Annotated in this window: 17 protein-coding genes and 1 tRNA gene; 7 read left to right on the top strand and 11 right to left on the bottom strand. The window is 59.3% G+C overall.

Features of this window, described 5'->3' with window-relative positions:
- Positions 1 to 460: 460 nt before the first annotated feature.
- From R6X40_RS07875 to R6X40_RS07865, 3 genes are all read right to left on the bottom strand, one after another.
- Entirely contained in the window at positions 461 to 901 is a 441-nt protein-coding gene (locus tag R6X40_RS07875; protein ID WP_318412432.1) for an NUDIX hydrolase, read from the bottom strand.
- A 230-nt stretch (positions 902 to 1131) separates the two neighbouring features.
- A tRNA-His gene (locus R6X40_RS07870) sits at positions 1132 to 1208 on the bottom strand.
- Positions 1209 to 1374: 166 nt separating this feature from the next.
- The gene (locus R6X40_RS07865) at positions 1375 to 1824 is read right to left on the bottom strand and encodes a phasin (RefSeq protein WP_318412430.1); all 450 of its coding nucleotides are present in this window, start codon (positions 1822 to 1824) and stop codon (positions 1375 to 1377) included.
- Between the two features lie 249 nt (positions 1825 to 2073).
- On the opposite strand from R6X40_RS07865, the gene R6X40_RS07860 reads away from it, so the two are divergent.
- The gene (locus R6X40_RS07860) at positions 2074 to 5913 is read left to right on the top strand and encodes an ATP-binding protein (protein ID WP_318412428.1); all 3840 of its coding nucleotides are present in this window, start codon (positions 2074 to 2076) and stop codon (positions 5911 to 5913) included.
- Here the strand turns inward: R6X40_RS07860 and R6X40_RS07855 are convergent.
- Positions 5910 to 6938, bottom strand: a complete 1029-nt coding sequence (locus R6X40_RS07855) for an AraC family transcriptional regulator (protein WP_318413220.1) — start codon at positions 6936 to 6938, stop codon at positions 5910 to 5912. The genes R6X40_RS07860 and R6X40_RS07855 overlap by 4 nt on opposite strands.
- A gap of 149 nt (positions 6939 to 7087) precedes the next feature.
- Between R6X40_RS07855 and R6X40_RS07850 the strand changes: the two genes are divergently transcribed.
- A complete protein-coding gene (locus R6X40_RS07850) occupies positions 7088 to 8158 on the top strand; it encodes an alpha/beta hydrolase family protein (protein ID WP_318412427.1) in 1071 nt (356 codons plus the stop codon).
- A 284-nt stretch (positions 8159 to 8442) separates the two neighbouring features.
- On the opposite strand, the gene R6X40_RS07845 is transcribed toward R6X40_RS07850, so the two are convergent.
- A complete protein-coding gene (locus R6X40_RS07845; protein ID WP_318412425.1) occupies positions 8443 to 10395 on the bottom strand; it encodes an acetoacetate--CoA ligase in 1953 nt (650 codons plus the stop codon).
- A 172-nt stretch (positions 10396 to 10567) separates the two neighbouring features.
- Here R6X40_RS07845 and R6X40_RS07840 point away from each other — a divergent pair, with 172 nt between their 5' ends.
- Both R6X40_RS07840 and R6X40_RS07835 read left to right on the top strand, forming a co-directional pair.
- Positions 10568 to 12406, top strand: a complete 1839-nt coding sequence (locus R6X40_RS07840; protein ID WP_318412424.1) for an AsmA family protein — start codon at positions 10568 to 10570, stop codon at positions 12404 to 12406.
- A gap of 71 nt (positions 12407 to 12477) precedes the next feature.
- Positions 12478 to 12738 carry a DUF6460 domain-containing protein gene (locus R6X40_RS07835; protein WP_318412423.1) on the top strand — a complete coding sequence of 87 codons (261 nt, stop codon included), beginning with the start codon at positions 12478 to 12480 and terminating at the stop codon, positions 12736 to 12738.
- 24 nt (positions 12739 to 12762) lie between these two features.
- On the opposite strand, the gene R6X40_RS07830 is transcribed toward R6X40_RS07835, so the two are convergent.
- The 4 genes from R6X40_RS07830 to R6X40_RS07815 form a co-directional block, all read right to left on the bottom strand.
- Entirely contained in the window at positions 12763 to 13578 is an 816-nt protein-coding gene (locus tag R6X40_RS07830) for an ABC transporter permease (RefSeq protein ID WP_318412421.1), read from the bottom strand.
- 2 nt (positions 13579 to 13580) lie between these two features.
- A complete protein-coding gene (locus R6X40_RS07825; protein WP_318412419.1) occupies positions 13581 to 14492 on the bottom strand; it encodes an ABC transporter permease subunit in 912 nt (303 codons plus the stop codon).
- 4 nt (positions 14493 to 14496) lie between these two features.
- Positions 14497 to 15639, bottom strand: a complete 1143-nt coding sequence (locus tag R6X40_RS07820; protein ID WP_318413219.1) for an ABC transporter ATP-binding protein — start codon at positions 15637 to 15639, stop codon at positions 14497 to 14499.
- Between the two features lie 93 nt (positions 15640 to 15732).
- Complete coding sequence (locus tag R6X40_RS07815) at positions 15733 to 16827, bottom strand: polyamine ABC transporter substrate-binding protein (RefSeq protein ID WP_318412418.1); 1095 nt, start codon at positions 16825 to 16827, stop codon at positions 15733 to 15735.
- A 341-nt stretch (positions 16828 to 17168) separates the two neighbouring features.
- On the opposite strand from R6X40_RS07815, the gene R6X40_RS07810 reads away from it, so the two are divergent.
- Positions 17169 to 18122, top strand: a complete 954-nt coding sequence (locus R6X40_RS07810; protein WP_318412417.1) for a fatty acid desaturase family protein — start codon at positions 17169 to 17171, stop codon at positions 18120 to 18122.
- A gap of 7 nt (positions 18123 to 18129) precedes the next feature.
- Here R6X40_RS07810 and R6X40_RS07805 read toward each other — a convergent pair whose 3' ends face one another.
- A complete protein-coding gene (locus R6X40_RS07805) occupies positions 18130 to 19539 on the bottom strand; it encodes a helix-turn-helix domain-containing protein (RefSeq protein WP_318412415.1) in 1410 nt (469 codons plus the stop codon).
- Between the two features lie 231 nt (positions 19540 to 19770).
- On the opposite strand from R6X40_RS07805, the gene aceA reads away from it, so the two are divergent.
- Both aceA and R6X40_RS07795 read left to right on the top strand, forming a co-directional pair.
- Complete coding sequence (aceA, locus tag R6X40_RS07800) at positions 19771 to 21060, top strand: isocitrate lyase (RefSeq protein ID WP_318412414.1); 1290 nt, start codon at positions 19771 to 19773, stop codon at positions 21058 to 21060.
- Between the two features lie 82 nt (positions 21061 to 21142).
- On the top strand, positions 21143 to 21382 hold the full coding sequence (locus tag R6X40_RS07795; RefSeq protein ID WP_037119629.1) for a hypothetical protein: 240 nt from the start codon (positions 21143 to 21145) through the stop codon (positions 21380 to 21382).
- A gap of 92 nt (positions 21383 to 21474) precedes the next feature.
- Here the strand turns inward: R6X40_RS07795 and R6X40_RS07790 are convergent, their stop codons facing one another.
- Positions 21475 to 22350, bottom strand: a complete 876-nt coding sequence (locus R6X40_RS07790) for a LysR family transcriptional regulator (protein ID WP_318412410.1) — start codon at positions 22348 to 22350, stop codon at positions 21475 to 21477.
- Positions 22351 to 22702: the final 352 nt, after the last annotated feature.

Here is a 22702-nt window from a genome sequence, read left to right as displayed (position 1 = left end):
GGGGCGCGGTGTGGCGATGTTTCGGGCGGCTGACGAACGAAGAGAGCGGAGCTGCACATGGCACATTTCAACAATGCCAAACCGGTCTCTTGCCACCACCCGATGAACATGTTTGCACGCAGACAGCATCTCGCTATCCGGCAATGCGGGTGAAACTGGATTGAGACCGGTCTTTACTTAGGCAAACTGCAACCTCGATGCGCCAACGCTCTTCGACTATCAAGCTAGCAAATGATCCACGCAAGGTGGAGACCCTCGACGCACTCGGGATAAGAAAACGCGATGGTGCGGCGTTTGTGCAACTTCTGCGGTGTCGGCTGAATCGATTTGGATCAGCGAAGGTTTCTTCAAAGCAGCCCTTTGAAGCGCAGAAGCCCGAATGCTGCCACCGTGGCAGCATCCTTGATTTCGCCGCGCACAATCCAGTCAATGACCGTCTCAATCGCAGAGCCCCGACTGATCAGCCCTTGTTCTTCAGGGTCAAGGTTCGTCGATATCGGGCGCAGACCGCGGGCGAGGAAAATATGGCATCTCTGCGTCGAATATCCGTACGCTTCAAGAGCTGACCGACATAGGTCATGTCATCGGCTACAAGACCCGTTTCCTCCTGTAGCTCGCCATGAGCCAGTTCCAGGGGATCGACACCCTCCTGCTCCTCCCAAGAACCCTGCGGGAGTTCCCAGAAGCGCTTTCCGACCGGATAGCGAAACTGTTCGACCAGATAGACAGTGCCCGCTGCATCGATGGGTACAATGAGGGAGAAATCATTCTTCTCGACAACCCCGTAGACGCCCTGCGAGCCATCCTGTCGCTCGACAATATCCTCGCGGACCTTCATCCAGCGGTTCTGATAAACAGCTGTGCTGCTGAGCGTCATGATTTCGGGAACATCATCAGCCATTTGCGCCCCGTTCTATCATTTTCGATGGCGTGAATCGCTCGCGATTCAGAACAAGCCATTTGTTGACAGCTCTCCATAGGTGGAGACTGCTCCGGATCATCAAAATACAGGGAGGGGCCGGGCTGCAAGTGGCAGGGATACGGAGTACCCAAAAAATTGCCGAAATTTCGATGCGCCAAGCCAAGAACGGCAAAAAAGCTATATCGTCATATATTTGACTGGGGAAGGAATGGTACGGTTGGGTGGAATCGAACCACCGACCTCAGGATCCACAAACCTGCGCTCTAACCAACTGAGCTACAACCGCACAACACAGCAACGCACAGACATTATCATGTGCCGCTGACGGGTCAAATACGGGCAGTCCGGATTTTTTGCAAGCCATAACTTGCCCGTAGATGTGAAAAAACCGGGTAAAAAATCACCCGGTTCTTTTTGTCATGCTGCGCTGGCAAAGCCAGCGCCTGCAAAAATCAGTTCTTCTTGAAGCTCGATACGGCCTTCTCGGCGGCATCCTTGCCAGGCTTGGTCACGGTTTCGGCAACCTTGCGGGTGGCTTCCTGCATCGACTTTGCCTGTTCCATGGCAAGCTCGGCCTGCTTGCGGATGAAGGCGGTCTGCAGTTCGAACAGTTCCGAAACCGACTTGACGCCGAGCAGCGCTTCCATGTGCGACAGCGAGTTTTCGGCATTGGTGCGCAGGGCGTCGATCGCCTTGAGGCCAAGTTCGACGGTACCGGACTGCGCGCTTTCGAATGTCGCTTCAACGGTCTTCGTCGCGTCTTCGGCGGCGGTCTTCATCTTGGAATAGGCTTCCTTGGACTGGGCAGCACCCTTTTCAGCGAAATCGCGGAAAGTTTCGGTGACCTTTGCCGGGTCGAACGAGGCAAGCGAAAAGACGTCGTCGGTTTTCTTGGTAGCCATGATCTGCGCTCCTTGGTTTTGGGCCCTCTCATGAGGCACCCTTGTGTGATGATGTCTATATAGGCGATTTAGTTGTGCATTGCAATATATTTGTGCAGTGCAGCATTCATTAAAATCACCGACATTAACCTTGCGCCGTGAAAGGCTTGTGCGCCATGGTCAGCAAGCTGGACCCCTGCCGCCCCGGAGGCTATTAATAGACTGTTAACAATCCCGTCCTTGTGACGGTTGCGCAAACCAGGTCAACCGATGCCCGCAAAATCGTATCCCTTTATCGACATCGCCGTTCATGAACGGGTGCGGGAGCATTTTGCCAAGGGCGATGCAGCCGTCTTGTTTTCGCCCGACATGAGCCAGGTGCTGTGGTCGAATGGCGAAGGCGCGTTCCTGTTCGGCCTGCCGTCGATCTACGATTTCATCGATAGCGGCGCCAACCGCAATGATGCCGCCTATCGCCAGATGGAGGCCGCCGCCCGGCAATTGAAGCGCAGCGGCGATAGCCGGTCGTTCCTGATGCGGATTGCCTCGGGTTTCCAGCGGGCTTCTGTCAGAGCCTCGGTCGAGATGATCTCCGTGCGGCCGGGTGAAACAGCCATCCTCTTTGCAGCTCCCCGCAGCGGCAAGCCGCTTGCCATTCAGGATCGCGCAGCACGGATGATCTCCGGCTTCGACGACCCTGACACACATATGGCCGTTCTCGATGGCGATGGCGCCGTTCTTGCCGCCTCGCCCGGTTTCAAGGCGCTGGCGATGACACCGCAGACCTGCCGCTCTTTGGTAACCGCCGTCACCCGCGACAGCGACTGGTTGCTCAAGCGGCCGATCCCGACAGGCAAGGGCCACCTACCGGCCGCCATCGGCAAGCTCTCGGAACGTCCCGCCCTGCATCTGCTTTTCGCAGTCGAAACCATCCTCGGCAACCTCGATCCGGGAACGGATTTTGAGGAGATCGCGGACACCAACAGCGTGCCAACCGTCGCCGAACAGGGTCCAAGCCCAGCGGCCGCGCCTCTTCTGTCGCCCGCGCTCCTGCCCGCCGATGTCATCGACGAGATCGAGCAGATCGAGGAAATCGCGCCGGAAGACGATGCTTTCATCGACGCCGATGATGCTGACAGTGTTTTCGCAGCAGAGACGGAACAGCCTTCCGCGGAAGAGCCGGCGGCTCCAGTTGACCCTGTGACCGAGGAAGCAGCTCCGCATCTGGACCTGCCCTCTGATCCGCGGCCGGACCACATCGCTTCGGATGTCGCTGATCCGGATGAGACTGCAGACGCCGACGTCTCCGAGGAAACTGCCGTTCTGCCGGGAACAGATGAACCGGTGGCCAACGAGATTGAGGCCGGCGAAACAGTGCCAGTCGAATCCATCGAAGCTCGGGAAGAGCCCGTTCAAGGCAGTGTTGCGCTGGATGAGACAGTTGTGGCCGAGGTTGAGGGCACCGCGCCTGCGGACACTGCCGCAGATGACGTAGCAGCCGATGACGATGTCGCCGCCGGTCCAGCCGATATCACGTCAGAGGAAACGCCTGCCGACGACACCAGCGCAGCAGAGCCTGTCCAGGGTTTCGTCTTCAACCCGAACAGCCGTGCCGTGCGGTTTGTCTGGAAGATCGATTCGGATGGGCGGTTCAGCGAGATTTCCGAGGAATTCGCGGCAGCGGTCGGGCCGAATTCCGCCAATATTACCGGCCAGAGCTTTAGCGATCTGGCGGACCGCTATCACCTCGACCCCGGCAATACGATCAGCGAGCTCTTGAAGCGGCGCGACACGTGGTCGGGCAAGACGATCTACTGGCCGGTCGAAGGCACGGCCCTTCAGGTTCCGGTCGATCTCGCCGCCCTTCCGACCTATTCGCGCAACCGTGAATTCGATGGATTTCGTGGTTTCGGCATCGTGCGCGTGGCCGATACGATCGACGATGCACAGTCGATGGGACTGACGTTTGGCGTTCAGGAAGCCAGTGAGGAAGCTGTTGCGGACGGGCTGGATGGCACGGTTGAGGATCTGTTGACGGCCGGTCAAGACGTGGTCGCTGAAGAGACTGCCCCGTATGACACGACGCAGGAAGATGCCACATCGGTGGAGCATAGCGAAGCTCCGAGCGAACCTGATGATAGCGCGGAGTTTGCATCTGAACTGACGCCGCCTGAGCAAGGTGACAGCGAACGGCCTGCCGAGCCCAGCAACGAAGCGCCCGTGGTCGATGAAGAGGAAGACCCCTTCCGCGGCGAGCGTCCGGCGCTGAAACTGGTCCAGCCTTTCGGGCGCCGCTCATCCGACAAAATCGTCCAGCTCGACAGTCATCGTCCGGGTACCGAACCCCTGAGCCGCAGTGAACAGGCCGCCTTTCGCGAGATTGCCCGTCAACTCGGTGAGAGTGTCGACAACCGTCCGAATGAAACCGTGCCTGTTGCGGACGAGTCCGCGACTCAAAATTTGATCCAGGATGATCTCTCGCCGAAAACCGAGGCCATCAGCGTCGATGATCGCACCGACATCGCTGAAGAAGCAGCGCCAATCGTCGAAACCGGTTTGCCCGAGGCGCCCGCCCCGATCGTTCCGGCCCGCACCAGCGGCAACAGCAGCCTGACACCGGAATTCCTCGACAATCTTCCGCTCGCTCTTCTGGTCCACAGCGGTGACGACCTGTTTCACGCCAATTCCGAATTTCTGGCGCTGACTGGCTATTCCGACCTGGACCAACTGCGCGAGGAAGGTGGGATCGATGCCCTTTTCGCCGGGGATGAGGATGATCTGTTCGACCTGCCGGATGGCACGATAATGCTGATCCGTAACGATGGCCAACTCGTGCCGGTCTCGGCGCGGCTTCAGTCGATCCGCTGGGAAGACACGAACGCGCTGATGATGGCGCTTTCGGCTACGCAGACAGCGCCTGCACCTGTCGCAGCAGACATCCAGCAGTTGGATGCCGCCGCAGAACCGGCGGAAGCACCGGAAGTCCATGCACTGCGCATGGAGGCGGAGGAACTGCATTCCATTCTCGAGACGGCAACGGACGGCGTCGTCGTCGTTGGTGCCGAGGGTGAGATCCGCTCGGTCAACCGCTCGGCAAGCGCCCTGTTCAACTATGATGACGGTGAAATCCGCGGCAAGCCGTTCGCCATGCTGTTTGCCCACGAAAGCCAGAAGGCCGTTCTCGACTATCTCGCGGGCCTTTCCGGCCATGGTGTAGCCAGCGTGCTCAACGATGGCCGCGAAGTGATCGGCCGCGAGGCATCCGGCGGCTTTATTCCGCTGTTCATGACCATGGGCCGCCTCTCCTCCTCCAACGGGTTCTGCGCCGTTATCCGCGACATTACCCAGTGGAAGCGGACGGAAGAGGAACTGCGCAACGCCAAGCGGGCCGCCGAGACGGCAAATGCCCACAAGAGCGATTTCCTTGCCCGCGTCAGCCACGAAATCCGCACGCCGCTCAACGCGATCATCGGCTTTTCCGACATGATGGCGAGCGAGCATTTCGGTCCGATCGGCAATCCCCGCTATGTCGAATATGCCGGGGATATCGGCCGCTCCGGCCGCCATGTGCTCGATATCGTCAACGATTTGCTCGACATTTCGAAAATCGAGGCCGGCGAGATGGATCTGGAATTCACCGCCGTCGAGATCAACGACGCGGTGTCCGAAGCTGTCTCTCTGGTGCAGCCGCAGGCCAACAGCCAACGCGTGATCATCCGTACTTCGCTGTCCGGTTCTGTGCCGAACGTGGTTGCCGACAACCGGTCGATCAAGCAGATCGCGCTGAACATCCTGTCCAACGCCATCCGCTTTACCCCATCCGGCGGCCAGATCGTTGTTTCAACAGCCTATGAGGCCAATGGCAGCGTTATCCTGCGCATCCGCGATACCGGCGTCGGCATGACCCGCACCGAACTGGAGCAGGCAATGAAGCCATTTCGTCAGGTGACGACCGGCGCGCGTAAGCGCGGCGACGGCACCGGCCTTGGCCTGCCGCTGACCAAGGCGATGGCGGAGGCCAACCGGGCCCACTTCTCGATCAACTCGGCCCCCAACGAAGGCACGCTGGTGGAGATTTCCTTCCCGTCGCAAAGGGTGCTGGCGAACTAGGCGCTCCCAGATAGCGAAGCGTCAAGCATCCGGTTTTGCTCGCGCCAGGAGGCAGGGCTGAGGGATGTTACCCGCCGGAACTCGCGGTTGAAGTTCGATTTGGTCTGAAAGCCGCATTCGAACATGGCTGATGTCACGGACATGTCGGTCTCGCGCAGCAGCCGGCAGGCTTCGGCAATTCGAAAATCATTGATGTACTGCGAGACGTTCTTGCCCGCGAGCCGGTTGACGGCACCGGATATCTGCCGGGCGGGTACGCCCGCACGCCGCGCCAGCCGCGACAATGTCAAATTTTCATCACGCGACAATTTCTGTTCGGTTAGCAAACGATCGATCCGGTCAAGGATGTCGCGATCTTGCACGGCCTGAGACGCAAGATGATCGACGTTCGAGACAGGCACAGGACCTGCCCGCTCGCGGGCGGCGACGAGAGCAGTTACACCGAATAAAAACAGGCCGAAAAGGTTCGCATTACCGACGATCAGGGCGGCATTCTCTCCCTTGCCCCATGCAAAATCCAGAAGGATCGTCAGGTCGAACAGCGCCGACAGGCAAAGGGATGCGGCGGCGAGAAACAGCGCGCGATGCGCTGCCACGGCGCCTTCGAGACGTGCCTCGTCCAACGCATCGGTGCCGTTGCGGGCAAGATCCAGGAGCGCAAGCGCGTATCCGACGAACAGCCCGAACAAGGCGACATCGATCAATGCGGGAGCAATCGCTAACAATGCGACGATGACAAGCGGCGGGGCGGCATGAAGCCAGCTGATGCCGGCACCGCCCTCCTGATGGATCAGGCTACGAAAGCTTGCCCAGACCAGCGGAGGCAGGCAGCTTGCCAGAACGGGTAGTACGTAGCGCAACTCCTCAACCTCGTAGCCCCATCGCAACCCGACGACAATCGACTGCAGCGCACACGCACCAACCAGAGCGAGGAATGGCCGATTGCCTTTCGAGGGCTCTGAACCCCGCAGCATGACAGCGAGCAGGATCAGAAGCAGCAATGCGACGACAAATGGCAGCGGCACGAAGATCAAGGCGTGTCCTTTAAGTGGCGATCAATCGGCCGATGGTCGCTCATATCGCGATTCGGGACGACCTGAATCGCGATCGAGGAAGCGGTGGCGCGATGGAGCTGCGATGTTTTTCGGGTTCCTCCAAACCAAGTGAGCCCCTCATGAACCTTTTTCATCTTTTCTGCTCCGTCGTCATTCCGGTCACTTTCGCTGTTCCCTGCCTGGCTGCCGAGGTCGGTGTGCTGCGCGAAATCAGCGTTCCCGCGCCGGAACGCGCGCGCGATCTCGCCGTCACCGTATGGTATCCCGCCGAGGCAGGTGGCGAGCCTGTTCTCGTTGGTGACAACAAGATCTTCAAGGGCTCATCAGCCTTTCACAACGCGCCCATGATCAAAGGGCCTTTTCCGCTGGTGTTGATGTCGCATGGCTCGGGCGGACGCATTGAAGGCATGACCTGGCTTGCAACCGAACTCGCCAAAGCCGGCTTTGTCGTTGCCGGTCCCAATCATCCCGGCACGACCAGCGGCGACTCGACCCCGGCCGACACACCGAAGCTGTGGGAGCGCACACAGGATCTATCGGCAGTGATCGACGCGCTGACGGCCAAACCGGACTGGAAGAGCGTCATCGATGCTAACCGTATCGGGGTTGTCGGCTTCTCGCTTGGCGGTGCCGCCGCTATGGAGATCGCCGGTGCGCGGGCCAATCTTGAGGCTTTTGCGCGCTACTGCGACACCTACACGAAATGGGATTGCGCCTGGTTTGCAGGCGGCAAAGGTTACATCAACGACGAACCGGTGAAGGTCGATAAAGTCGATCTGCGCACTCTCGACAAGGTACGCTTCGAACAATCGAACCTCGATCGCCGCATACGGTCCGCCGTTCTCGTCGATCCAGGCCTGGCGCAGGCCTTTGAAGCGGAGAGCCTGAAAGAGATCGCGATCCCGATGAGCTTCATCAATCTCGGCAGCACCGGCACGATCCCCGAAGCAGTGATCGCCGACCGGCTGGCGGCGCTCTCGCCAAAGGGATCATATGCCACCGTGACCGATGCCGATCACTTCAGCTTCCTGCCGGAATGCAAACAAGGCGGCGCCGAACTCCTAAAAACGTTCGGAGAAGTCGATCCGATCTGCTCGGATAGCGGCAGCCGGTCGCGCGCAGATATCCATGCGGAACTCACACGCCTCATACAGGACGCCTTGCAGAAAACGCTCAAGGATCACCAGTAAGACGCCGCATCTTGCGCTCCAAACAGCAGACAAAAAAAGAGGCAGCTGGGAAGCTGCCTCGATAAGTTAAATGCTAAAACAGGTGCTCGAGAGGTAATGACATCATGTCTGCGCCGGCATCTCTGCCAAAGCCAACCCCACATTGGGTGGCCTCAAGTTGAGATCACCATGCGCTGCCATTCGTAAACAAAACCTTTCTACGAAACACACCAATTTTAGCTATCGGCACGTAAGACCTAAGCTTTGGTTAATTCGGCGAGCTCCAAATCGTTAACAGGACGCACTCAGTTTCCAAGCTCGGCAAGGTTTGCGTAGAGGTCAAGCGCTTCCGGATTGGCGAGCGCTTCCTTGTTCTTGACCGGCCGGCCATGCACCACTTCGCGCACTGCAAGCTCAACGATCTTGCCGGATTTCGTGCGTGGGATATCGGTGACGGCGATGATCTTGGCAGGCACGTGGCGCGGAGATGCGCCGCTGCGGATCCTCGCCTTGATTGCCTTGACCAGATCATCGGTCAAAACGATCCCTGCTGCCAGCCGGACGAACAGGACGACGCGAACATCATCATCCCAGTCCTGGCCGATGCAGATGGCTTCTGCCACCTCGTCCATCTGCTCGACCTGATTGTAGATTTCCGCCGTGCCAATACGAACCCCGCCGGGGTTAAGCGTGGCATCCGAGCGGCCGTGAATGACGATGCCGCCATGCACGGTCCATTCGGCAAAATCGCCGTGGCACCAGATATTGTCGAAACGCTCGAAATAGGCCGCCTTGTATTTGGCGCCTTCCGGGTCGTTCCAGAACATCACCGGCATGGAAGGAAACGCCTTGGTGCAGACGAGTTCGCCCTTCTCCTGGCGCACCGGCTTTCCGTCGTCGTTCCAGACATCCATGGCAAGGCCGAGCCCCGGCCCCTGGATTTCGCCGCGCCAGACCGGCTTCAGCGGATTGCCGAGCACGAAGCAGGAGACGATATCGGTACCGCCGGAAATCGAGGCCAGCTGGACGTCCGGCTTGATGCCTTCATAGACGAAGGAAAAGCCTTCGGGCGACAGCGGCGAACCGGTCGAGGTCATCAGTCGCAATGCCGAGAGATCATGCGTGGAGACCGGCGTGAAGCCGCCCTTGCGCACGGCATCGATATATTTTGCAGAGGTGCCGAAGATGGCGAACTGTTCGTCGCGGGCGTAGTCGAACAGCACATTGCCATCTGGATGGAACGGCGAACCGTCGAACAGGCAGAGCGTTGCACCGAATGCCAGGCCAGAGACCAGCCAGTTCCACATCATCCAGCCGCAGGTGGTGAAATAGAAAAGCTTCTCGCCCTCCCGCAGCCCGCAATGGAAGCGATGCTCCTTCAGGTGCTGCAACAGTGTGCCGCCCGCGGAGTGGACAATACACTTCGGAACGCCGGTGGTGCCGGACGAAAACAGGATATAGAGCGGGTGCGCGAACGGCAGCGCGATGAACTCAAGCGTCTTCGCAGTGAAGGGCGCGATGAAATCGGAAAGCGTCCTGCCGTTATCGAGCGATGCCGCAAGGGCTTCCGCATCGCCGGCATAGGGAATGATCAAGGTGGGCACGCCCAGCTTTTTTGTGACCGCCTGAACCTTCGCGGACACGTCCTGACGTTTGTCGGCATACCAGTAGCCGTCGCAGGCGATGAACAATTTGGGCTCGATCTGGCCAAACCGATCGAGCACGCCCTGCTCACCGAAATCCGGAGAACAGGACGACCAGATGGCGCCGATGGAAGCGGTGGCCAGCATCAATGCGATAGTTTCCGGCATATTCGGCATCATCGCCGCGACGCGGTCGCCCTTGCCTATACCCTCGGCCTTCAACGCCTGCTGCAGTTTTGAGACCAGAGCCCGCAACGCGTCCCAGGACATGCGCGACTGCACCTTGTCCTCGCCCCGGAAAACCAACGCGTCGCCGCTGCCGGTATGGCGCAGCAGGTTTTCGGCGAAATTAAGCGTGGCATCGGGGAAGAAACGCGCGTCCAGCATCACATCGCCGTGGATCAGTGCGCGTTCGCCCTTATTGCCAATAACGCCGCAATGATCCCAGACCCCTGTCCAAAAATCGGTGCGCTCGGTGATCGACCAGTCATGGAACGCATCATAGTCTGCAAAGGTCTTCGAGAAACGTTGTCCGCACCAGTCGATAAACGCCTTCATCGGTGTCTGCTCGATGAATTCTGCTGATGGTATCCAAAGGGGCCGATCTGACTGCATATTTTCCTCCGCTTCCCAAGCCAGCCTCTATATCATGCTGCGACGCAAGATAAACAGGCCGTACAAATGATGGCTGTGGCAGTTGCGACATTTCGCGTGTCAACAGTTTGATTTATGAGCGATGAAAGCCTATCCAGAGGCCTTCAACCGATTGAAAGTGCCCCGGACGCCCATGAGGCAATTCTTCACCATCGCCAGCAGAAAAAACGGATGGCAGGCATTTTTTCTGTCGCGCACCGTCGCATGGCTTCTTGTCGGCGCGGTCATTCTTACTGCCCTGTTCAAAATCGCCTTGCCGCTCTTCGTTTCGACGAGCAGCGTCAAGACGAACATGGAGAACGTGCTGTCGTCGTGGACCGGCGCGCGGGCAAATATTGCCGGCGATCCGCAGATCAGCTTCTGGCCGCACCCGGTCTTAACGTTGCGCAACGTCACCTTCGAAGGCGGCGATGCCGCCGCACCGGAACTCTTGGCGAAGGCTGACGCCATTGCGGCGGATTTCGATATCCTCGCGGCGCTGAGCGGCACGCCGGTCTTCTACGACTTCCATCTGATCAATCCAGTTTTCAAGGTGGAGCGCCGGCTTGACGGGACGTTCAACTGGCGGCGCTCCGGCTGGATGGCAGATGCCATCGCCGATGCTTCCGGCAAGACGCCATCCCCCGCGAGCGATACACCGATTGGCGATATAGAAGTCGTCAACGGCACGCTCGAATTGACCGACCGCCTCACCTCTAGCACGCATCGCGTCAGCGCCATATCGGGCTCCGTGCAATGGCGGACCCCAACCACACGAATGAGTGCAGACCTTTCGGCTCTCATGAACGGTGAAAAGGTTCAATGGACGATCACCTGCGATGAGCCGCTGATGCTGCTGTCTGGCCAGACCAGCACAATCAAGACATCGTTCAATTCCTCACCGCTGACTTTCAGTTTCGATGGCAACGGCAACGCTTCAAACCATCCCTTCGCCACCGGCCAGCTTCAGCTCAAGGTAAAATCGGTCGGCGCCATGCAGGCATGGTTCAAAGGCGATCCGCTACCGCCCGCAACGGCCGGGTCTGTCAGCATCGACACCAGCATGACAATGTCCGCTCAGAGCTTGAAAATGGACAACCTTTCGCTATCGCTGGACGATGCCAATGCGACCGGTGTCCTTGGCATGGCTTGGGGTCAGGCACGTGGTCCGCGCATCGATGGCACGCTCGCATTCGACCGGCTGGACCTGACGCCGCTTCTGTCATCGGTTTTCCCGCTTCGCCCGGTAGACAGCACCGCGAACGAGCAGGAAATGGCCTTGCTCAAGCAGATCAGTCTCGATCTGCGGCTGTCGGCACAGGAGATCAGTTATGGTACCGCCGCGCTGACGGATGTCGCCGCCGGCATCATGGTGGAAAACGGCCGTGCCTCCTTCGATATCGGTGACGGCACATTTGCCAATGGCTCAGTCAGCGGCCGTATCACGCTTACCAATGACGGTGCTGAAGGCGGCCATTTGCAGCTTGCGCTGAAGAATGCAGATCTCGCGCCCGTGGCAGAAAGTCTTGGTCTCGAAGGACCGTTGCCGCTTGGCCGGGGTATACTAAGCGCAGACCTCTCGACCGCCGAACCCCTGTCGAAAATGACGGTGGACGGCGTTTCCGGAGTATTTCGCTACGCGGCAAACAACGGCACCGTGGTGAATTTCGACCTGCCGGAATTCGAGCGGCTGGCAACGCTGGGCCAAGCTTTCAACGTCAGCCACGCCACCAATGGTTCGTTCGCCTTCACCAGAGCGGAGATCGCCGCGACCTTTCGCAATGGCGCTATCGAACTGACCACGGCGGATATCACGGGTGAAGGAAAGACAGTGTCTCTTGCCGGCACCGTTCCGTTCACGAAGGGTAAACTGGCGCTTGCCGGCGCCATCCGGTCTGACGATACCGCAATACCTGTTCTACGCTTCTTCGCCGACGGGTCCTGGCCCAATCCGGTCATTTCCCTCCTGCCCGCGCGGACGACCCAGCCATAGGCGGACCAGATCGACTTTGCCGCAGGGCATTCTAAGATAAGCAGGCGAATCAGCCCACAGGAGATGTGCCGGTGCTCCGTTTCCTTGCCGCCCTGCTCAAGATCGCGCCGGCATCGCTCCTGACGGGTGCCGGACTGTCGATCTTCAACATATCGTCGGTGCAGATTCTCGAGCAAGCCGGGCTGACACCGGATGTGTTGTGGGCTCACCTAATGCGCTTCACCAACTGGGCACTGCCCAACATCATGCTGGGCTCGATGATCGTGCTGCCGATCTGGCTGCTGACTTACGTTTTCTTGCCCCCGCGCGAAAGAGAACGCGAGCGCGACTGACGCGCCCGCCCCCTTCCATTCGGATCAGTGAGCGAAAGCGGCCTGCTCGTCCTTGACGCGCTGAATTTCCCGGCGGCGCGACACCACCGAGGCGATCAGCACGCCGATGGCGACGATGCCGATCAGGATGGTGCAGACAGCGTTGATCTCAGGCGTTACGCCCAACCGGACCTGACTGTAAATCCGCATCGGTAGTGTCGTGGCGCCAGGGCCGGAGGTGAAGCTGGAGATCACTAGGTCGTCCAGCGATAGCGTGAAGGCGAGAACCCAACCGGAGAACACGGCCGGTGCGATCACCGGCAACGTCACCTGCATGAAAGTGGCAACCGGCGTAGCCCCCAAATCCATCGCGGCCTCTTCGATCGAACGATCGAAGCTGAGCAGGCGAGACTGAACCACCACCGCAACGAAACACATGGTGAAGGTGATATGCGCCAAAGTCAGCGTCCAGAAGCCGCGATCAAAGCCGATGGCAACGAACAGCAGCAGCAGCGACAGGCCGGTGATGACTTCCGGCATGACCAGCGGCGCATAGATCATGCCCGAAAACAGCATGCGGCCGCGAAAACGGGTGTACCGCGTCATCGCGAGCGCTGCCAGCGTGCCGAGGACCGTTGCCACCGTCGCCGAGATCAGGCCGACACGGACCGTCACCCAGGCGGCATCGAGAAGCGCCTGATTGTGGAATAGCTGGACATACCATTTGGTCGAGAAGCCCGCCCAGACGGTGACGAGCTTGGATTCGTTGAACGAGAAGACCACCAGAAGCACGATCGGCAGGTAAAGAAACGCAAAACCGAGAACGATGGAGGCGATGTTGAAACGAGACCAGCGCTGCATGACTATTTCCCCTCGCCGTCGGCTTTGGCCTGCGCATGCTGGAAGAACATGATCGGCACCACGAGAATGAGCAGAAGGATGGTCGCCACCGCTGCGGATACAGGCCAGTCACGATTGGCGTTGAACTCGTTCCAGAGTGTCTTGCCGATCATCAGGGTCTCGGAGCCGCCAAGCAGGTCCGGGATAACGAACTCGCCGACAGCCGGGATGAACACCAGCATGCAGCCGGCGATGACACCGGGCATGGAGAGCGGGAATGTGACGCGCCAAAACGCCCGGATCGGCGTGCAGCCGAGATCCTGTGCCGCCTCCGTCAGGCTGTGATCCATTTTTTCCAGCGACGAATAGATCGGCAGTACCATGAACGGCAGATAGGAATAGACGATACCGATATAGATCGCCCAATTGGTATTGAGGATGATCAACGGCTGATCGATCACGCCGAGCGTCAAAAGCAGCTGATTGAGCAGGCCTTCCGGCTTCAGGATCGCGATCCAGGCATAGACGCGGATCAGGAAGCTTGTCCAGAATGGCAGGATGACCAGCATCAACAGTGTTGGGCGGATGGTGTTGGGGGCCTGCGCCATGCCGTAAGCGACGGGATAGGCGATCAGCAGCGTCAGGAAGGTCGAGACACCGGCGATCCAGAGGCTGGACATATAGGCCTTGGTGTAGAGCGCATCCTCGGTCAGCCAGATGTAGTTGTCGATGGAGAACTGCTTGATATTGTCGATGAACCCGCCAAAGCCAGACGCCAGATCGAACACCGGCAGATAAGGCGGCATGGCGACTGCAGTTTCCGACAGCGAAATGCGGATGACGATGAAAAACGGTATCAGGAAGAAGAACAGCAACCAGGCATAGGGGATGATGATCACCAGCCGGTTGAACAAAGCCGATCCGAATTTTGCCATGGCTTCAATCCTTCAGCACGACGCCGGCATTTTCATCGAACGAAATCCAGACTTCCTGATCGTAGCCGAGCGGATCCTCGACAGCACGGACAGCATTGAGCGACGAGGCCTTGATCACCTTGCCGTCCTTGAGCTTGATGTGGAAAACCGTCATGTCGCCGAGATAGCCGATGTCCCAGATTTCGCCCTGTGCGGCATTGAGCGGAGCGCAGGCGGGCCGGTCGCGGCCGACGCGGATCTTTTCCGGGCGGACGGCAAAGCCGGCCTTGGCGCCCATGGCGGGTGGCTCGGCGGAGGCGACGCGCACCGTAAAGCCGGTTTGCGTTGCGATCTCGACGGTGCCATTGCCGACGGCGGAAACAGTGCCATCGAAAATATTCACGTCGCCGATGAAATCGGCCACGAAACGCGAGTTCGGGGCCTCATAGATTTCCGGCGGCGTCGCCACCTGCACGACCTTGCCATGCGCCATGACTGCGATGCGGTCGGCCATGGTCATCGCCTCTTCCTGGTCATGGGTCACCACGACGAAGGTTAGGCCGAGTTCCTGCTGCAGGTCCATCAGTTCGAACTGGGTTTCCTCACGCAGCTTTTTGTCGAGCGCGCCGAGCGGCTCATCAAGCAGCAGCACTTTCGGCCGCTTGGCCAGCGAGCGGGCAAGCGCGACGCGCTGGCGCTGGCCCCCGGAGAGCTGATGCGGCTTGCGCTTGGCAAATTTGTCGAGCTTGACCAGCTTCAGCATCTGTTCGACACGAGCGGCGATATCCGCTTTCGGCATGCCATCCTGTTTCAGGCCGAAGGCGATGTTGTTTTCGACCGTCATATGCGGGAACAGAGCATAGGACTGGAACATCATGTTGACCGGCCGCTTGTAGGGCGGGATGCCGGCAAGGCTCTGGCCATCAAGGATGATCTCGCCCGAAGTCGGCTGCTCAAAGCCCGCCAGCATGCGCAGCAGCGTTGACTTGCCGCAGCCGGAAGCACCGAGAAGCGCGAAGAATTCGCGGGGGTAGATGTCTAGCGACAGATCGTCGACGGCGACAAAATCACCAAACTTTTTGGTGACGTTCTTGACCGCGATGAATGGCACGGATTTCGGATCTGTCCAAGGAGCAAAAGAGCGCCGGATACTGCCAAGTGACTTCATCATCTATCCCCAAATGACATGCACAAACGGCGCCGTCCCCAGCGCCATAAAAGAAAATTGCCCGGACTTCAGGTCCGGGCAACTCTTTTCGACTTACTGGCCGGTGACCACTTTGGTCCAGAGCCGCGTCACCAGACGCTGCGATTTGGCGTCATAGGGTGTGACCGTAAAGAGCTTGGCCAAAACTTCCGGTGTCGGATAGATCGCCGTATCATCAAGCACCGCCTTGTCGACGAACTGCTGTGAGGCCTTGTTGCCATTGGCGTAGAAGACAACGTTCGACGCCTTGGCAACGACTTCCGGCTTCATCATGTAGTTCAGGAACTCATGGGCTTCAGTGACATGCGGTGCGTCGGCCGGGATGGCCATCACGTCGAACCACATCTGCGCGCCGGTCGGCGGGATGACATAGTTGACCGTGACGCCGGCCTTGGCTTCGGCGGCGCGGTCACGCGCTTGGAACACGTCACCGGAATAACCGACGGCAAGGCAGATGTCGCCATTGGCAAGCGCATTGATATATTCAGACGAATGGAACTTGCGAACGTAAGGGCGGATGGACGTCAGAAGCTCCTCCGCCTTCTTCAGGTCATCCGGGGTACGGCTGTCGGGATCAAGACCGAGATAGGCCAGGGCGGACGGCAGAACGTCGGACGCGGAATCGAGAATGTGGATACCGCAATCCTTGAACTTTGCGGCGACTTCCGGCTTGAAGATCACGTCCCATGTCGGTGCCTCGTCGGTGCCGAGGATCTGCTTCACCTTCTCGACATTATAGCCGATGCCGGTGGTGCCCCACATATAGTCGATGGCGTATTCGTTGCCGGGGTCATATTTCTGGATGCGCTCGGAAATCACGTCCCACATATTGGACAGGTTCGGCAGCTTCGACTTGTCGAGCTTCTGAAACACGCCAGCAGCGATCTGGCGCTGCAGGAAGCTGGCCGTTGGCACGACGACGTCATAGCCGGTGCCGCCTGCGAGCAGCTTGGTTTCGAGGATCTCGTTGCTGTCGAAGACGTCATAGACGACCTTGATGCCGGTTTCCTTGGTGAAGTCTTCGAGAATGCTGGCATCGATGTAATCGGACCAGTTGTAGACATTGACAACGCGCTCCTGCGCGAAGGCAATGGTTGCGGACCCGCTGAGGATCAACGCGGCAAAGGCTGTGGCAATCGTACGCGACATAGAATTCCCCTTGGTTTTATCGGATCAGTCCGGGCACGCTGCCGTCGCCTGCCAGTCTGTCCCTCCGTATGCGCGTCTGGAAGGTAGGCATGTTTTCTGACAACCACAAGCGCTTTTACACGCGCCATCCGGCCATTCGGCCGCTTCCCGATTTTTTCACGACCACCGGCAAAAGCCGAATCTTTTCAGTGTGACATCCATACAGTGACAGAAAACGCCCACCCATCGAAGGCGGATTAACCATAAGCTCAAATCGATCCGGCACGACAGTGTTTACGATTGCTTAACCATGTCCGGAATGCGATTTTGCGCGCACGTTTTGCGTTTCGGAGTTGGCCATCATGAGTGTCAAGTCGCAGCGGATCGATCCACGGGAATTGAAACGTCTCTCCGTCCTGCAATCCCACCGGACACTTCTGGTCATCGGTTTCGACTGGGCATTGATCGCCGGCGCCATCGCCTTCAGCAAATATATGCAGCACCCGCTGGCCTATTTCGCCGCCGTGCTGGTTATTGCCGGGCGGATGCATGCCTTCGGCTGCCTGATGCACGAGGCCGCCCATTACCGCATCATCAAGAACCGCAAGCTCAGCGACTGGATGAGCGACCTTCTTCTGGCATGGCCGATCATGGCGACCGTCGATGGCTACCGGATGAACCACCTTGCCCATCACCAGCATACCAATACCGACGATGATCCGGACTGGGCTGCCAAGCTCGGCATGACGCAATTCACCTTCCCGCAGAAGGTCTGGCGTGGCGTCGTGCAACTGCTCGGCTATCTTGTTGCGGTCAATTCGATCCGCGATATCCTGCATATGGCCAAGCGCATCGCCAAGCATGACCGCTCGACCCGGACCTACAAGCTGTTGCGGCTCGGCTTCTATATCACGGCTGCTCTGATCTTCTCGGTCTTCGGGCTCTGGACGGATTTCACCCTTTATTGGCTGGTGCCGTTCTTCACCTTCTTTTGCCTCTTCCTGTATGTCCGCAGCGTTGCCGAGCATTTTGGCAGCATGGACTATTCAGACGAACTGGGCAGCTCGCGCACGGTCTATCCGCACCTCTGGGAAAAGCTGTTCTTCGCGCCCCACAACATCAACTATCACCTGGAACACCACCTTTATCCGGGCGTGCCCTATTACAACCTGCCGGAACTGCACGCGATCCTGATGAAGAACCCCACCTACGCCGCAAAGGCGCACATCACGCGTGGCTATACGACAGGTCTTGCCTCGGAATGCTTCGCGCCAGACGCCCCGCTTCTGCCGGCCCACCATCCGGTCAGTTACTAAACGGCAGTTACTGAAAATCGAACGCGCTCAAACCGGTCACCATCTCATCCAGCCCGAGCGGCCGGGTGACCGGCGGTTCGGCCCGGGCAAGACAGCCCCGCCGTTCGCAGAGACGGCAGGCTGTGCCGCCGGCGACGGTCACCAGTGGCGCCTCGCCATAGATCGTCTCCTGCGCATGGGCGGCATCGCACCCCACCAGTAGGGCAGTACGGCGCACGCGCTCCTGAAAACTGGTGCGTGGCCCCTCGACAGTCCGGGCAACCGTCAAGAACTCCCCGCCGCCGAAAATCTCGACACGATCGGCCAAAACCTGTCCGGCCTGCGAAAACGCTGCATGAATATTGAGCTTGGGACAGCTGCCACCGAACCGCGCCTGCGGAAAGCCCAGCGCACCGGATTTGCGGAGACAATGCCCGGCATGATCGATCTCCATCAGGAAAAATGGCAGGCCTGAAGCCCCCGGACGCTGCAGCGTCACCAGCCGGTTTGCGGCCTGTTCGAAGGAAACCTGAAAGCGGGCGGACAGCACGTCGAGATCGTATTTTGCCCGCTGCGTTGCGGCCAGAAATGCGCCATATGGCATCATGATCGCATGGGCGGCATAGCGGGCCAGCTCAAAGCGGCCGATCCGCCGGGCCTCCCCTGTCGAGAATGCCAGATGATCGAGATCGGCAGCAACTGCCTCTGGAAAGGCAATCTGTGCCGCCTCCATGGCAATCTCGCGCAACTGATCCGGCAGGGACAACCGCTCCGACAGAAACAGGCGCATCGAATGCCGATCAAAGCGGCGGCGCAGGTCCGGCATGACATGCACAGGCAGTGTGCGGACGGTCAGTCCATGCTCCTTGCGCAGCCAGGTTTTCAACGCGCCAGCGAGATCGTCACCCGGAGCGAGTTGGGCGTGGAAGGCTTCGGCCGCTTCATCGATGCGGGCAAAATAATGCGGACGGGTTTCGAAGATGTCGCGCACCTCGTCCATCGGCAGGCGCGCATCCGACAGTGCTGCCATATGCCCTTGGTCGGACAGCAGCGCACTCAGGTCTTTCAACCGGGCAGACTGTTCGCGGTAGGCACGATAGAGCTTTAGCACGCCCATCGCGGCATTCGGGGCGGCTTCAGACACTTCGATCAGTTCCTGATCACCGGGAAGCTCTCCGGACAGCAGGGGATCGGCGAACATTTCGCGCAATTGCGCGACGCTGCCGGATGCCTCGCCCTGCAGTTCATCGAGATCGACCTTGTAGACCGATGCCAACTTAAGAAGCAGCTGCACCGTCAGCGGCCGCTGATTGCGCTCGATGAGGTTGAGGTAGGACGGCGAGATGCCCAGCGCCTCGGCCATCGCCGTCTGGGTCAGCGACAGGCCATTGCGGATACGCCGAACGCGGGCGCCGGCAAAAATCTTGTTTTCAGCCATTTGTCACGCCTTTTACAAATTCGCGGGCAATCAGGATATTTACATCATTTACAAAATTACAAGAGGTCTCTGTAAAAGACAAGACATGATAACCCTTTTCAAAGGCCCAACAATTCTTTTGTTCTCGCTGTTTTGTGCGACGCATTGTAAAACTCGTCACATTGAATTCGTTGATCGAGTGTCTGTTAAACCAAAGTCGAACGGCACCCGAAAATTTGCAGGAGGATGTTTATGACTGATTTTTACAATCTCGTTCCCGGCGCACCGAAGGGCCGTTTCTATGGTCTCGATCGCCCCTACACGGCAGAAGACGTCAAGCGTCTTCGCGGCTCGGTCCAGATCCGCCACACGTTGGCCGAAATGGGTGCAAACCGGCTGTGGCAGCTGATCCACGAGGAAGATTTTGTCAACGCGCTCGGCGCCATGACCGGCAATCAGGCCATGCAACAGGTCCGCGCCGGATTGAAGGCGATCTACCTGTCCGGTTGGCAGGTCGCGGCCGACAGCAACACCGCATCGTCGATGTATCCCGACCAATCGCTTTATCCGGCCAACGCCGCACCTGAACTGGCCAAGCGCATCAACCGCACGCTCCAGCGCGCCGACCAGATCGAAACGTCCGAGGGCAAAGGCCTGTCCGTCGACACTTGGTTCGCCCCGATCGTTGCCGATGCCGAGGCCGGTTTCGGCGGGCCGCTCAACGCTTTCGAGATCATGAAGTCCTTCATCGAGGCGGGCGCAGCCGGGGTTCACTATGAGGATCAGCTGGCTTCGGAAAAGAAGTGCGGCCATCTCGGTGGCAAGGTTCTGATCCCGACGGCTGCCCATATCCGCAACCTGAATGCCGCGCGTCTGGCAGCCGACGTCATGGGCACGCCGACATTGGTCATCGCCCGCACCGACGCGGAGGCCGCAAAGCTTCTGACCTCCGATATCGATGAGCGCGACCAGCCCTTCGTCGATTACGATGCCGGGCGAACGACCGAAGGTTTCTATCAGGTCAAGAACGGCATCGAGCCCTGCATCGCCCGCGCCATTGCTTACGCCCCCTATTGCGACCTGATCTGGATGGAGACCGGCAAGCCCGATCTCGAACAGGCCCGCAGGTTTGCCGAGGCGGTGCACAAGGTGCATCCGGGCAAGAAGCTTGCCTACAATTGCTCGCCGTCGTTCAACTGGAAAAAGAACCTTGACGACGCGACGATCGCCAAGTTCCAGCGTGAACTCGGCGCCATGGGCTACAAGTTCCAGTTCATCACGCTGGCCGGCTTCCACCAGCTGAACTTCGGCATGTTCGAACTGGCGCGCGGCTACAAGGACCGGCAGATGGCCGCCTATTCGGAACTGCAGGAGGCGGAATTTGCCGCCGAGGTCAACGGCTATACCGCGACCAAACACCAGCGCGAAGTCGGCACCGGCTATTTCGACGCCGTCTCAATGGCCATCACCGGCGGCAAGTCCTCGACCACCGCCATGCATGAATCGACCGAACACGAACAATTCCGCCCGGCGGCGGAGTAAAAACTCCCCTCCCAACCCCTCCCCACAAGGAGGAGGGGTTGGGAGGGGTCTTAGACCCATCATCAACCAAGGAGGAACGAACATGACAGTCCAGACACGCGTCAAGGAACGGGCCGAAGAACAGTCCTCGGCCATGACACCGGAACAGCAGGCGATGATCCGCATGGTTGCCAATGACCTGCACAGGCTCAATCAGGCCGTGATGAAGGCCGTTGATGCCGGTGTTTCCGTCGAGCTTGTCCGCTCGGCCCGCCATCATGGTGGCGAGGGAAACTGGGGCGATCTGCTGATCCCGGTCATCGTCACGCAGGGACGCGGCTGAGGCATGGTACTCTGTCGACGAGAACCCCGGCGGGACTTATCCCGTCGGGGTTTTGCGTTTAAGCGCCGCCCGAATGTTGTTCGCCGCCACCGTTAGACGTTTCGGCTCGGGCGCTTGCCGGCAAAGAGATCAGCATGGCTTTTGAGCAATCGGAAAAAACGCTCGGAAACCGTGCGGATTTCGCGGCGGTGGCGGTCTTCGCTGTTGGTGACGATCCATTGCCCGTGACGCAATTGTTTCAGCTCATCGCCGGCCCGCTCCAGACCCGGATCGAGATCTCCGACGAAACAGGGCAGAACCGCCTGCCCGGCACCGGCGCGGGCGAGATCGAGCAGCGAGCGCGGCCGGCTGACGATGACGGCGATCGAGGCGGCTGCCTGCTCATGCGGCCAGCGCAGATAAGGCGAAATCGCGTCCTCCTCCGACACGGCAAGCCAGGCAGACGCCAGCCCCTCCGGCGCATTGCGCTGCCGGTAGGTTGCATAGGCGACGTCGCCCGTATGGCGGCTGGCCAGATGCGGCTCTTCCGGCACCACCGCGCGCACGCCTACGTCGCTTTCGCGGTGCGCCAGCGTCGCCCGGCGCTCGGAAACGGACATATCGAGGCGAAACCCGTCGCGTTCGCTCCAGATTGCCTGGACATTTTCGCAGACCAGCCACGTCACCCAGGTACCGGCCATCAGCCGCACCACCGACGCGCCATGCGCCTCTTGCCGCCAGCCATCGACCTTGCGAGCAACAGCATCCATCGCCTGCAGCTGCTCGAACAGAGCCTGCCCGTCGGCAGTTAGCCGGTAACCGGTCTGGCTGCGCACAAACAGCTGCCGGCCGATCCCCTGCTCCAGGTCGAGCACGCGGCGGCCCACCGTAGCTGGGCTCAAACCATTGGCTTGCGCAGCGCCGGTCAAGCCGCCATGGCGCGCGACAGCTAAAAAAATCTGATAGGAATCCCAGGTTACGTCTTTCATAAATGAAAAATGTACTCCGGTTTCTTGCGTTTATAAACCGATTTTTGAAGCATAGGTTCGGAGCGTAAACGGAGCGTGGCCGAGCCGCTTTCTCACCCCAGATTGAAGAACGTTGGCTGCGGGACATCCGTCCGGCAACGGCTTTCTGTTGCCGAAGGAACTGCAATGCCAGAGATGATGGGAATAGTTTTGTTGGCGGATATGCTGGCGAAGGACGGACGCAGGCCGCACGAATTCCAGGAGGTGATCAACCGGAACCGCCTGTCCAGCAGAATGTCCAGCGCGCTGCGCCTGCTTTGCCTGCGCTGGGTGCGATAAGGCAGCAAACGAAAAGCCCGGCGATCCTGAGGAC

Origin of the sequence: Rhizobium sp. PL01, from assembly GCF_033447125.1 — a bacterium.
In the GTDB taxonomy this organism is placed as follows: domain Bacteria; phylum Pseudomonadota; class Alphaproteobacteria; order Rhizobiales; family Rhizobiaceae; genus Pararhizobium.
The sequence above is the reverse complement of the archived record's forward strand: the minus strand, read 5'-3'. Positions and strand labels throughout refer to the sequence as shown.

Bases quoted from the DNA above. Each gene is read 5' to 3' on its own strand.
- R6X40_RS07875 (WP_318412432.1), bottom strand. From the start codon at position 901: ATGGCTGATGATGTTCCCGAAATCATGACGCTCAGCAGCACAGCTGTT.
- R6X40_RS07865 (WP_318412430.1), bottom strand. From the start codon at position 1,824: ATGGCTACCAAGAAAACCGACGACGTCTTTTCGCTTGCCTCGTTCGAC.
- R6X40_RS07860 (WP_318412428.1), top strand. From the start codon at position 2,074: ATGCCCGCAAAATCGTATCCCTTTATCGACATCGCCGTTCATGAACGG.
- R6X40_RS07850 (WP_318412427.1), top strand. From the start codon at position 7,088: ATGAACCTTTTTCATCTTTTCTGCTCCGTCGTCATTCCGGTCACTTTC.
- R6X40_RS07845 (WP_318412425.1), bottom strand. From the start codon at position 10,395: ATGCAGTCAGATCGGCCCCTTTGGATACCATCAGCAGAATTCATCGAG.
- R6X40_RS07840 (WP_318412424.1), top strand. From the start codon at position 10,568: ATGAGGCAATTCTTCACCATCGCCAGCAGAAAAAACGGATGGCAGGCA.
- R6X40_RS07830 (WP_318412421.1), bottom strand. From the start codon at position 13,578: ATGCAGCGCTGGTCTCGTTTCAACATCGCCTCCATCGTTCTCGGTTTT.
- R6X40_RS07825 (WP_318412419.1), bottom strand. From the start codon at position 14,492: ATGGCAAAATTCGGATCGGCTTTGTTCAACCGGCTGGTGATCATCATC.
- R6X40_RS07820 (WP_318413219.1), bottom strand. From the start codon at position 15,639: ATGAAGTCACTTGGCAGTATCCGGCGCTCTTTTGCTCCTTGGACAGAT.
- R6X40_RS07815 (WP_318412418.1), bottom strand. From the start codon at position 16,827: ATGTCGCGTACGATTGCCACAGCCTTTGCCGCGTTGATCCTCAGCGGG.
- R6X40_RS07810 (WP_318412417.1), top strand. From the start codon at position 17,169: ATGAGTGTCAAGTCGCAGCGGATCGATCCACGGGAATTGAAACGTCTC.
- R6X40_RS07805 (WP_318412415.1), bottom strand. From the start codon at position 19,539: ATGGCTGAAAACAAGATTTTTGCCGGCGCCCGCGTTCGGCGTATCCGC.
- aceA (WP_318412414.1), top strand. From the start codon at position 19,771: ATGACTGATTTTTACAATCTCGTTCCCGGCGCACCGAAGGGCCGTTTC.
- R6X40_RS07795 (WP_037119629.1), top strand. From the start codon at position 21,143: ATGACAGTCCAGACACGCGTCAAGGAACGGGCCGAAGAACAGTCCTCG.
- R6X40_RS07790 (WP_318412410.1), bottom strand. From the start codon at position 22,350: ATGAAAGACGTAACCTGGGATTCCTATCAGATTTTTTTAGCTGTCGCG.